The sequence below is a fragment of the Streptomyces sp. NPDC000410 genome (genome assembly GCF_040300305.1).
GTDB lineage: Bacteria > Actinomycetota > Actinomycetes > Streptomycetales > Streptomycetaceae > Streptomyces.
Genome location: NZ_JBEPDM010000018.1, coordinates 125,627 through 136,630 on the forward strand (window position 1 = coordinate 125,627; position 11,004 = coordinate 136,630).

The 11,004-nt window shown below is 72.0% G+C and carries 10 protein-coding genes and 1 riboswitch; of the genes, 8 read left to right on the forward strand and 2 right to left on the reverse strand.

Features of this window, described 5'->3' with window-relative positions:
- The first annotated feature begins 87 nt into the window (after positions 1 to 87).
- The 8 genes from ABT342_RS20020 (at position 88) to ABT342_RS20055 (ending at position 8,512) form a co-directional block, all read left to right on the forward strand.
- Positions 88 to 975, forward strand: a complete 888-nt coding sequence (locus ABT342_RS20020; RefSeq protein ID WP_351575238.1) for a GHMP family kinase ATP-binding protein — start codon at positions 88 to 90, stop codon at positions 973 to 975.
- Positions 972 to 1,997, forward strand: coding sequence for a cysteine synthase family protein (locus tag ABT342_RS20025; protein ID WP_351575241.1), 1,026 nt, complete (start codon positions 972 to 974; stop codon positions 1,995 to 1,997). The genes ABT342_RS20020 and ABT342_RS20025 overlap by 4 nt, the downstream gene beginning before the upstream one ends.
- On the forward strand, positions 1,994 to 3,253 hold the full coding sequence (locus ABT342_RS20030; protein ID WP_351575244.1) for an ATP-grasp domain-containing protein: 1,260 nt from the start codon (positions 1,994 to 1,996) through the stop codon (positions 3,251 to 3,253). Before ABT342_RS20025 ends, ABT342_RS20030 begins: the two co-directional genes overlap by 4 nt.
- A complete protein-coding gene (locus tag ABT342_RS20035) occupies positions 3,246 to 4,529 on the forward strand; it encodes an MFS transporter (protein WP_502965578.1) in 1,284 nt (427 codons plus the stop codon). The genes ABT342_RS20030 and ABT342_RS20035 overlap by 8 nt, the downstream gene beginning before the upstream one ends.
- The gene (locus ABT342_RS20040) at positions 4,498 to 5,247 is read left to right on the forward strand and encodes a class I SAM-dependent methyltransferase (RefSeq protein WP_351575249.1); all 750 of its coding nucleotides are present in this window, start codon (positions 4,498 to 4,500) and stop codon (positions 5,245 to 5,247) included. Before ABT342_RS20035 ends, ABT342_RS20040 begins: the two co-directional genes overlap by 32 nt.
- Positions 5,248 to 5,302: 55 nt before the next feature.
- A riboswitch (cobalamin riboswitch) is annotated at positions 5,303 to 5,484 on the forward strand.
- 30 nt (positions 5,485 to 5,514) lie between these two features.
- The gene (locus tag ABT342_RS20045) at positions 5,515 to 6,564 is read left to right on the forward strand and encodes an ABC transporter substrate-binding protein (protein WP_502965579.1); all 1,050 of its coding nucleotides are present in this window, start codon (positions 5,515 to 5,517) and stop codon (positions 6,562 to 6,564) included.
- A 56-nt stretch (positions 6,565 to 6,620) separates the two neighbouring features.
- The gene (locus tag ABT342_RS20050; protein ID WP_351575279.1) at positions 6,621 to 7,694 is read left to right on the forward strand and encodes a FecCD family ABC transporter permease; all 1,074 of its coding nucleotides are present in this window, start codon (positions 6,621 to 6,623) and stop codon (positions 7,692 to 7,694) included.
- The gene (locus ABT342_RS20055; protein ID WP_351575255.1) at positions 7,691 to 8,512 is read left to right on the forward strand and encodes an ABC transporter ATP-binding protein; all 822 of its coding nucleotides are present in this window, start codon (positions 7,691 to 7,693) and stop codon (positions 8,510 to 8,512) included. Before ABT342_RS20050 ends, ABT342_RS20055 begins: the two co-directional genes overlap by 4 nt.
- Here the strand turns inward: ABT342_RS20055 and ABT342_RS20060 are convergent.
- Both ABT342_RS20060 and ABT342_RS20065 read right to left on the reverse strand, forming a co-directional pair.
- Entirely contained in the window at positions 8,497 to 9,510 is a 1,014-nt protein-coding gene (locus ABT342_RS20060) for a ferric reductase-like transmembrane domain-containing protein (RefSeq protein ID WP_502965582.1), read from the reverse strand. The genes ABT342_RS20055 and ABT342_RS20060 overlap by 16 nt on opposite strands.
- Positions 9,511 to 9,664: 154 nt before the next feature.
- The coding region (locus ABT342_RS20065; protein ID WP_351575258.1) for an ABC transporter ATP-binding protein at positions 9,665 to 11,004 on the reverse strand (1,340 nt) is incomplete at its 5' end.

The window sequence follows — 11,004 nt, forward strand, 5'->3', positions numbered from 1 at the left end:
GCAGGCCGGCGCGCGCACACGCGACGCGGCGCCTTCTCCCCGTCGACCCACGTGCTCGGGGCCGGGGCGGCGAGGGAGGGCGTGTTCGTGACCGGGGAGCATCGCGTCCGGGGCTTCGGAGCGACAGTCGCCGGCGTCTGCCACGGTACGTTGGGCGAGCTGTACCAAGGACCGCTGCGGGCGGGCGGCGATCCGGAATTCGCGATCGTGTCGTTCCCCGTCGACCGCCACTCCTGGGTGTACTTCACCCGGGAGACGGGGCCGCGGCAGGCACCGCCGTTCGGCGAGAAGACGGCGGCGGCCGTGGATCTGTTCCTGGACCGGTTAGGGCTGACATTGCCGCCGGGCCGCTGGAGCACCCATTCCGACCTGGGCGTCGGCGTGGGGATGGCCAGTTCGACCGCCGACATCGTGGCGACGCTGCGCTGTCTGTTCCGCGTCTTCTCCCTGCCGTACGACCCCGACGTCGTCATGGGGATCCTGTCGGCGATCGAGCGGGCCGACAGCGTCTTCCTGGACGAGTTCGCGCTCTACCTGAGTGGCCGGCACCGGGTCGTCCGGCGACTGGGCACCGATATCGGCTTCCACACCGCCTTCATCACGGAGCCGGGCACCGTGGACACCGCCGCCGTCACCCCCCTGCTGCTGGGGCACTACCGGCGCCGTGCGGCGGAGTACGACAGGTGCCTGACCGACCTGCTCAAAGGGTTCGCCGCCGGGGATCCGCCGGCGGTCGCCCGGGCGGCGACCACAAGCGCCGTACTGTCCCAGGAGGCTCTGCCCAAGAGCACCTTCGACGCCGTCCTCGCCGAGCGCGAGGCCTTCGGGGCGGACGGGGTCTTCGTCGCCCATACCGGCTCTCTCGTCGGATACCTCTTCTGTCGCCGGCCTGCTCCCGCCGTCAAGAACGAGCTGTCCGCCTTCTTCCACTCGCTGGGCCACCAGTGCTCGTTCGCCCGAGGAGGCTATGGGTGATCCACCCTCACATCACCGACGCGCTCAAGGTCCCCGACCTCGTCCGGCTCACGGAGAACACGGTCCTGATCCGGTTCGAGTCCATGAAGGTCTACTCGGCGCTCGCCGCCGTCCGCGACCTGCGCGACCGCGGCGTGATCAGGCCGGGCCAGACGCTCGTGGACAGCTCCAGCGGCATCTACGCCTACGCCCTCGCACTGGCCTGTCACCGCTACGGCATGCGGTGCCACATCGTCGCGTCCACCACCGTGGACGCGACGACACTGGCCCAACTGGAAGTCCTCGGCGCCACGGTGGAACAGGTGACTCCGTCGCCGAGCCTCAAGCTGGACCAGGAGTTACGCGTGCGGCGAGTGCGGGAACTGCTCGCCGCACGGCCCGACGTGCACTGGATGCGCCAGTACCACGACAACGTGCACTACCTCGGCTACCGGGAGGTCGCCGACCTGGTCTCCGCCGCGGTCAGGGACGACAGGCCGCTGTCCGTGGTCGGCGGCGTCGGATCGGGGGCGTCGACGGGCGGGCTGGTCGAGCACCTGCGCCGCCGGGACCCTTCGGTCCGGCTCGTCGGTGTCCAGCCGTTCGGCAGCGTGACCTTCGGCAGCCAGGACCACCACGACCCCGCCGCCATCATCGCCGGCATCGGCTCCTCGATCGTCTTCGACAACGTCCGCCACGCGCTCTACGACGCCGTCCACTGGATGGACTTCACCCACGCCATGTCCGGCACCGTCGCCCTGCTGCGCGACCACGCCGTCTTCGCCGGTCTGTCCAGCGGTGCCGCCCATCTGGCCGCGATCCACGAGGCACGCCGGCACCCCGACCGGCTCCATGTGGTGATCGGCGCCGACACCGGCCACCGCTACGTCGAGAGCGTCCACTCCCGCCACCGGGACGCCCTGGACCCGGCCGCGCTCAAACCGGTCGAGGTCGACACCCCCGAAGCGATGTCCATGCCGTGGTCGACGATGGCGTGGAACCGCGCCGCGGCCCCGGCGCCCTGGAAGGAGCCGGCCGCATGACCGTCGTATCCCTGGAATCGCTCACCTTCGGTCTCGGTCACCTCGTCCGGGCCGCGGAACGGCTCGGCGAGCAGCTGGTCCTCCTGACCTCGGACCCTTCCTGGTACGGCCACGAGCTCCAGCGGTTGCCGTCGCACGCACTGGACGTCGTGACGACGGACACCTTCGACACCGAGGCGGTGGCGGCACACCTACGCCGGATGCCGGAACTGCGGGGCCTGATCAGCTCCACGGACACCTGGACGACGGTCGGCGCCGAGCTGACGGCCCGCCTCGGCCTGCCCGGCCTGGACCCGGCGGTGCTGCGGCTGACGCGCGACAAGGCCGCCGTCCGCGACCGCCTGTTCGCGGCCGGACTGACCGCGGGGCGGGCCGCGGAGGTCGATCCCGGTGACCCCGAGGCGGCCGCGCGGCTGGTGAAGGAGGTGGGCCTGCCCGCCGTCCTCAAGGACAGCGCCGGTACCGGCAGCCAGAACGTATGGCTCGTACGGGACAGGGAGGAGGCGGAAGCCGCTCTGCCGGCGGCCGCCGACCGGCAGTTGAAGGGCCGTCTGTTCGCGGAACCCTACTTCTCCGGTCCCGTCTACAGCGCGGAGACCCTGTCGTGGGCGGGGCGGACACGGCTGCTGGGGGTATCCAGCCGGCTGATGTCGCCCGAGCCGCGGTTCCGGGAGGAGATCACCGCCTTCCCCGTCGCGTTCCCACGGCAGCGGCACGAGGCTCTGGAGCGGTGGCTCGGCCAGGTGCTCGCGGCCGTCGGGTACTCCGACCGCTTCGCCCACGTGGAGTTCGCCTGGACCACGGCCGGTCCGGAACTGGTGGAGATCAACCCGCGGATCGGAGGCGCGCTCGTCGGCGAGGGCATGTGCCGGGCGCTCGGGGTGAACGTGTACGAGGCGATGGTGGAGACGGCGCTCGGGCTGCGTCCCGCGCTCATGGACATGGAGCTGCCCGGCGGGCCGGCCGTGGCGTTCGTCCTCGGCTATCCCGCGCGGCCCGGGGTGTTCACCGGCGTCGCCGGGCTCGACCGGCTGGCGGACATGCCGGGCTCTCCCGTCTGGTACCCGGTCAAGCGGCCCGGCGACCCGATCGAGCACCTGGACGACAGTCGCGGCTACGCGGGCATCGTCTACGCGGAGGCCGAGACGGCGGAACTCGCCACCCACTGCGCGGTCGCCGCCGCGGGCGCCGTACGCGTCCTCACAGAGCCCTTCCCGGAACCGGGACATGCGGCCCGCCACATGTCCGATGGGTGATCCCCCGGTGTCCGGGTCCGGTGCACGGGCGGTGCTGTCCACGCTGACCGGTCCCCTGCGGTTCCTCCTCCTCAGCTCCTTCCTGATCCCGCTCGGCAGCTTCATGATCCTGCCGTTCATGTCGGTGTTCCTGCACGAACGGCTCGGCATGGGGCTCGGCGCGGTCGGGGTCGTCCTCGCCGTCGCCTCGCTCGTCCAGTTCTCGGGCGGCGTCGTCGGCGGGGCGCTCGCCGAGCGCATCGGGCTGCGCCGCACCATGGTGTGGGCGCTGGCCGTCCGCACGGCCGGGTTCGTGGGCTTCCTGGCGGCACTGCGCTGGCCGCCGATGGCCGTGGCGGCGCTGATCCTGACCTGCTGCGGTGCCGCGCTGTACCTGCCCGCCAACAAGGCGTACCTCGTGGACGGCGTCGACGAGCACCGCCGACCGGTGTTCCTCTCGCTGGGCAACGCGGCCCTCAACGCCGGGATGGCCGTGGGCCCGCTCGTCGCCGGGCCCTTCGTCCTGTCGTCGCCCGGTCCGCTGTTCCTCACCGTGGCGGTCCTGTTCGCCCTGGTCCTGGCCGGCCACACACGGCTCCCCGAGACGTCCGTGGAACGGAGCGGTGCGGGCCCCGTCGGCGAAGGACCCTCCGGCGAAGGGCTCCTGGGCGGTGTGGCGGTCCTTCCCTTCGCCGCGAACACCCTCGCGTTCTACCTCTACTTCCACTTCCAGCACTACCTGGCGGTGTTCGCCGTGGAGCGGGCCTCCAGCGAGTTCTACAGCCTGGTGCTCCTGCTGTGCTTCGTGCTGGTCATCGTCGTCCAGCCGCTCGCCTCGGACGCGATCCGCAGGATGAGTTACCCGCTCGCCCTCGTGACCGGCTTCGCGGGCCTGGCCGTCGGCATGGCGGTGCTGGCCTTCGGTACGAAGGCGGCCCTCCTCACCGGCGGAGCGCTCATCACCCTCGGCGACATCGTTCTGTTCCTCAAGAACGACCTGGAGGCCCTGCGGCGCAGCCCGCGCTCGGACGCCGTGGTCTTCGGACAGCAGCGGCTCGCCGCGGGACTGGGCGCCTGCCTGAGCGGCCTGCTGGGCGGGCAGCTGTACGGCCTCGGTGAACGCACCGGCGACACCGGCTGGTTCTGGGTCGCGGCGGCGGCCCAGTGCGTCCTGCTGCCGCCGCTCCTCCTCACCCTGCGCGGCAGGACCGTCGCTCCTCCTCACCCCACAGACCCCGACGACACGGAAGGAACAACGGCGTCCGATGACACACACCGGCGGATTCCAGGACGATGACTTCTGGACCGAGTTCTACGACTTCCTCTTCTCCGACCAGCGCTTCGCCCAGGCCGAGGAACTCCTCGACACCTCCGCGCTGTTCGCCTTCCCGCGCGGGGCGCGGGTGCTGGATCTGGCGTGCGGGCCGGGCGTGTTCACCGTTCCGCTCGCCCGCCGGGGCTACGAGGTGACCGGTGTGGACCGCAGCCCGGCCATGCTGGACCGGGCCCGGAAGCTGTCCGCCGACCGGGGCGTGACGGCCGACTACGTCCGGGCCGACATGCGGGAGTACGCGAATCCCGCGGCCTTCGACGTCGTGCTCAGCATGTTCACGTCCTTCGGGTACTTCGAGGATCCCGCCGACAACGCCCGCGTGCTGCGCACCGTCCACAACAGTCTGGCCCCCGGGGGCACCCTCCTGCTGGACGTCGCCGGGAAGGAGCTGCTGGCCCGGAAGGTCGTACCGCCCAAGGTGGTCCAACGGGGCGACGATCTGCTGGTGCAGACCGACACGGTGCTGGACGACTGGGCGCGGCTGCGCAGCGACTGGGTGCTCGTGCGGGGGGAGCGGGTGTCGCGGGCCGCCCTCGTGTGGTTCGTGTACAGCGCCGTGGAGCTGAGGGAGATGACCCTGGCGGCCGGTTTCGAGGACGTCGAGATCCTCGGCGGCTTCGACGGCCGGCCGTACGACCAGGACGCCGAGCGGCTGATCGTCCGGGCGGTCCGCAGGGGGTGACGCGGGCGGGGGCGCGCGGTAAGCCACCGTACGCCCTTTCGCCCCTCACATGTCGGATCGTAAGATCACCCGGTCATCACCGCGACGGGAGACAGGAAGCCGGTGCGATTCCGGCACGGTCCCGCCACTGTGACCGGGGAGTGCGCCCCTTCCCGCACGCCACCGCGCGCGCCGCGGAAGGGCGGAGGGGAAGGCCGATCCGGGAGTCAGGACACTGGCCTGTCGCGGGCCCGATCCGAGGAGCGCGGACTCCGCAGGAGGCCTTACGTGTACGACGGCATGCCCCGTCTCCCTTTCTTCCCCCTTTCCGCCCGGCCGCGCCGCCGGGCCCTGCGCGCGGCGGCCACGGCCCTCGCCCTGTCGACGGTCGTCCTGACCGGCTGCGGCACGTCGGACGACCGTGCCGGCACCGCGAAGGCATCGGCCTCGGCAGGCCAGGGGTTCCCGGTCACCCTGGACAACTGCGGCGTGCGCACCACGTACGACAAGCCGCCCTCCCGGGTGGTCACCATCCATCAGCATCCGGCCGAACTGATGCTGTCCCTGGGGCTGGGGGACCGCATGGTCGGTACCGCCTTCCCCGACTCGGCCGTCCTGCCCGAGCTCAAGAAGGACTACGAGGCGATCCCCGAGCTGGCGGAGAAGGAGCCCTCCTTCGAGGCCGTTCTCGACGCGGACCCGGACTTCGTCTACGGCGGCTACGGCAGCGCGTTCGCAGAGAACGAGGGCCGTTCGCGCAAGGCGTTCGCCGACGCCGGCATCGACACCTATCTCAACCGTGAGTACTGCGGGAAGAAGAAGCAGGTGTCCATGCAGGACACCTACGACGAGATCCGGACCATCGGCGACGTCTTCGGCGTCCCGGAGCGCGCCGACAAGCTGGTGGCCGGCCTCCAGGGCCGCGTGACCAGGACCACGGAGGCCCTCAAGGGGGCTCCCGTCGTGCCGGTCTTCGTGTACGACAGTGGCGACAAGTCGGCTTTCACCGCCGGCGGCAAGAGCCTCGGCACGGAGATCATCCGGCTCTCCGGCGGCCGGAACGTCTTCGCCGATCTGGACGACGTCTTCGGCGACGTCTCCTGGGAGCAGGTCGTCGAGCGGAAGCCGGAGGTGATCGCCATCTACGACTACGCCGGTGCCGGAAGCGTCGAGGACAAGAAGAAGTTCCTCCTGTCGCAGGCCGCCCTCGCCGACGTGCCGGCCATCAGGAACAAGCGGTTCGTCGTACTGCCGCTGACCGCGACCCTGGTCGGTGTCCGGCCACCGTACGCGGTCGAGGAGCTGGCGCGCGGGCTGCACCCCGAGCGGCTCCGGTGAGCGTCCCCGCCAAGACGTCCGGCCCCGCCAAGAAGTCCGTCGCCACCGCCCCGGCCGTGCGCGGCGGCCGGGGTGCGGACGGGCCGCGCCGCTGGTCCTTCGCCGGCACCGTGGCGGTCCTCGGCGGGCTGCTGCTGGCCTCCGCCACCGCCGGCATGGCCATCGGCTCGGTCCACGTGCCGCCCGGCGACGTCTGGGGCATCGTGACGCACGCGCTGGGTGCCGACTGGTCGGAGCCGACCTGGTCGCGCCCCCGGGAGAGGATCGTGCTGGACGTGCGCGCCCCGCGCGTCATCCTCGGGGCGGTCACGGGCGCGGGCCTCGCCGTCATCGGCACCGCCATGCAGGCGCTGGTCCGCAATCCGCTGGCGGAGCCGTACCTGCTGGGCGTCTCGTCGGGCGCGTCCCTGGGGGCCGTCATGGTGATCGTCTTCGGCGTCACCCTGTTCGGCCCGGTGTCGCTGTCGGTCGCCGCCTTCGCGGGCGCCCTGCTGACGCTGTTCCTCGTCTACGCGACGGCCCGCACCGGCGGACGCATCACCTCGGTGCGGCTGGTGCTCTCGGGTGTGGCGATGGCGGCGGTGCTCACGGCGGTGATGGACATGCTGCTGCTGACCTCCGACCGGGGCAACGAGGCGCGGGCCGTGCTGGCCTGGACCCTGGGAGGTCTCGGCGGCGTCCAGTGGGGCACGCTGTGGCTGCCGGGTGCGGCCCTGCTGCTGGGCATCGGTGTGCTGCTGGTCCAGGCGAGGTCGCTGAACCTGCTGCTGGCGGGCGAGGAGTCGGCGACCAGCATGGGTCTGGACGTGGCCCGGTTCCGGGCCCGGATGTTCGTCCTGCTGTCGCTCGTCACCGGCGTCCTGGTGGCGGCTGCGGGGCCGATCGGCTTCGTCGGCCTGATGCTCCCGCACATCGTGCGGCTGTTCGTCGGCGGGGACCACCGCCGCGTGCTGCCGACGGCCGCGCTCGCCGGAGCGGTGTTCCTCATCTGGGCCGACATCGCGGCGCGGACCGTCGCCGCGCCCATGGAGATCCCCGTGGGGGTGCTGACGGCGCTGTGCGGCGGGCCGTTCTTCCTGTGGCTGATGCGCCGCGACGCCCGCCGCGACGTGAGCGGAGGAGTGGCATGAGCGACGCGACCGACCTGAGCATCGAGGGTGTCACCCTCACCGCCGGCGCCCGTCATCTGGTGCGCGACGTCTCGCTGACCGCCCGGCCCGGGGAGGTGGTGGGCCTGGTCGGGCCGAACGGCAGCGGCAAGTCCAGCCTGCTGCGCACGGTCTACCGCGTCCTGCGGCCGGACGCGGGACGCGTGCGCGTGGACGGTACGGACGCCTGGACGCTGCCGGTGCGCCGGCTGGCCCGCAGCGTGGCCGCCGTGGTGCAGGACGGGGGCACCGACTTCGATCTGACGGTCCGGGAGGTCGTCGCGATGGGCCGCACCCCGCACAAGCGGCTCCTCGACGGGGACACCGCCGAGGACGCCGCGCTGGTGGACCGGGCCCTGGAGTCGGTGGACGCGGCCACGCTGGCCGACCGGCCCTTCGACCGCCTCTCCGGCGGGGAGCGTCAGCGCGTCCTGATCGCCCGCGCCCTGGCCCAGCAGCCCTCCCTGCTGGTCCTCGACGAGCCGACCAACCATCTGGACGTACGCCACCAGCTGGAAGTGCTCGGACTCCTCCGGCAGTCGCCCGCGACGGTGCTGGTGGCGTTGCACGACCTGAACCTCGCCGCCTACTACTGCGACCGTCTGTACGTGCTGCGCGACGGGGCGGTGGCGGCGTCCGGGCCGCCCGGTGAGGTGCTGACCGCGGAGCTGCTGGCCGACGTGTACGGCGTCGCGGCCGAGGTCGCCGTCCACCCCCGGACGGGCGCGCCACAGGTGTCCTTCCTACCCGGGGCCGCGGCCCGGCCCGCGCCGGCGGTGCCGAGTCACTCCGGTTCGTGAACGTGCGGGGCGGGCGCGGGCGGCTCCGCCGGACGGGGCCGCCCGCCGTCGTGCCCGGAGACCGTCACCACGAGGAGGCCGACGACCACGGCGACGGCCGCTGCCCGGCCCGCGGTCCGGGCCGTCCATCCCAGCGGTGACGTCCGCCCCTCGCGGCGGGGCGCCGTCAGCCGCTCGGCGGCCCGTGCAGGGCGGACCAGCCGCAGTACGAGCAGCACCGCGACGGGCACTTGGAGGAGCCACAGGGTGGTGCGCGGCCACCCGTCGAACCAGACGTTGGTGCCGTACAGGAGCGTGTGCCAGACGCTCAGCACGTACACGACGATGACGAACCGGTGCAGTCGGCGCCAGGTGTTCGGTCCGATCCGGTGCCGGACGTAGAACAGCAGGCCGAGCGGGACGGCGAGGTAGAGGGCGCCCTGGCCGAGCGGGATGGCGAGCCTTCCGGTCCCCGAGTCGTACCAGCCCGGCACGAAGGTGTCCGCGAACCCCGCCCACAGCCGTGCCGCCCACGCCATCCCGGCCTCGTACCGCACCAGTTCGGCGGCGAACATCAAGGCGTGCGCGAACATCAGCGCCATGGTCGTCAGGCTCGTCGTGCGGTGCCAGCGCTCCAGCACCGCCCGCGACACGGGCAGCCGGTCGGGGCGGGGACCGGACAGCAGCAGCCCGAGCATCACGGTTCCCCAGGCCCACAGCAGCCCCGACCAGCCGAACGCCTGGCTGAGCAGATACATCCAGTAGGTGTCCGGGTCGGCCATGAACGGCATGACCGCGACGGTGTCGGACGTGCCGGACCGCACCCGGTAGTACAGCAAGGCGAACACGGCCACGGTGACCGCCACCGCGGCACCGGCGTCGGGAAGGGCGCTCCTGAGATCGGCCCGCAGCGCGACCCGGCCGACGCGCCGACGCGCCCGCAGGTCCGGGCGCGCCTCACCACCGCGGTCCGTCACGTCCGACTGCACACTCGCCCCTTCCGGCACCGGATACCCCATGCGCCCGGGGCGTCCGCCCAGCATCTCGGGCACCAGTATTTCGGGGAGAGGAGTGCCTTGCCGAGGCTCCATCCGGCCAGAACGGAAGGGGCCCGGCGCCGGGGTCAGGGGAGCCCGACTCATTCGTTCGCTGCCGGGCCACGGGGAGTGCGGCTCATTCACTCGCTGCCGGGGCCATGGAGATCGCCCAGAAATCGGCGTAGCGGCCGCCGCGGCTGAGCAGTTCGTCGTGGCTGCCGTCTTCCGCGATCCGGCCGCCGTCCAGGAAGACGACGCGGTCGGCGCGTTGGACGGTCCTCATCCGGTGCGCGACCATCACGACCGTCCGGCCCGCCATGAGGCGTTCGATGCCTTCGTGGACGGCTGCCTCGTTGACCGGGTCGAGTGCGGAGGTGACCTCGTCGAGGAGGACGATGGGTGCGTTCTTCAGGAGTGCTCGGGCGATGGAGACGCGCTGGCGTTCGCCGCCGGAGAGCAGGGTGCCGCCTTCGCCGACATGCGCTGCCCATCCGTCCGGCAGTCGTTCGATCACCTCGTCCAGCCGCGCCGCGGTCGCTGCCGCGTGTACCTCGGCGTCGGAGGCGTCGGGGCGGCCGAGGCGTACGTTGTCCTCGATCGTGCCGTCGAAGAGGTAGACGTCCTGGAAGACGATGGCGATCTGCCCCATCAACTCCTGCGTGCTGATCGCGCGTACGTCCACTCCTCCCACCCGCACCGCGCCGGCGTCCACGTCGTGGAACCGCGCGAGCAGTTGCAGCAGCGTGGTTTTGCCCGCACCCGAGGGCCCGACGACGGCGAGCCGCTGCCCCTGCGGCACGGACAGCGACACGTCGTCGACGATCGTGCGGTCGCCGTGCCGGAAGGTGACGGAGTCGAACTCCAGGTCATGGCCCACCGGCCGGACCGGTGCGAGGGCCTCCGGCAGCGGTTCCGTACGCAACAGCGCGTCGATCCTGTCCAACTCGGCTTGTGCGCCGCGCAGTTGGCCGCCCATGTCCGCCAGCGACAGCAGCGGATCGGCGCAGCGGGCGGCCAGCACCAGGATCGCCAGGATCTCCGCCGCACCGATGCTCCCGCCGAGGGCGAGGTAGGCGCCCAGGACCAGCAGCACGGTGAACACCGCCTGCACCGCGAGCGTCAGGCCGAGGACGCCGGGCAGCGCGGACAACGCGGTCCGGCGGGAGGCCCGTTGGAGGTTGCTCAGTGAGTCGTCGAGCGACCGGAAGCGTTCCATGGTCCGGCCGCCGGCCCGCAGCACCGGCTGGGCCTGGACGTATTCGATGACCCGCCCGGTGGCCTCATGCTCACGTTCGGCGCGCTCGGCATCGGCGGCTGCCATCGAGTGTCCTGTCCGGACCTGGATCGCCGCCACGAGCGGTACGGCGGCCAACGCGGCGATCCCCATCTGCCAGTTGAAGGCGAGCATCACGACAACGATCGTCAGGGGAGCTACACAGGCCGAGATGAACGGCGCCAGCAGATGCGCGATCACAC

Excerpts from the sequence above, each read along its gene's own strand:
- ABT342_RS20030 (WP_351575244.1), top strand. The coding sequence starts at position 1,994 with ATGACCGTCGTATCCCTGGAATCGCTCACCTTCGGTCTCGGTCACCTC.
- ABT342_RS20035 (WP_502965578.1), top strand. The coding sequence starts at position 3,246 with ATGGGTGATCCCCCGGTGTCCGGGTCCGGTGCACGGGCGGTGCTGTCC.
- ABT342_RS20040 (WP_351575249.1), top strand. The coding sequence starts at position 4,498 with ATGACACACACCGGCGGATTCCAGGACGATGACTTCTGGACCGAGTTC.
- ABT342_RS20055 (WP_351575255.1), top strand. The coding sequence starts at position 7,691 with ATGAGCGACGCGACCGACCTGAGCATCGAGGGTGTCACCCTCACCGCC.
- ABT342_RS20060 (WP_502965582.1), bottom strand. The coding sequence starts at position 9,510 with ATGGGGTATCCGGTGCCGGAAGGGGCGAGTGTGCAGTCGGACGTGACG.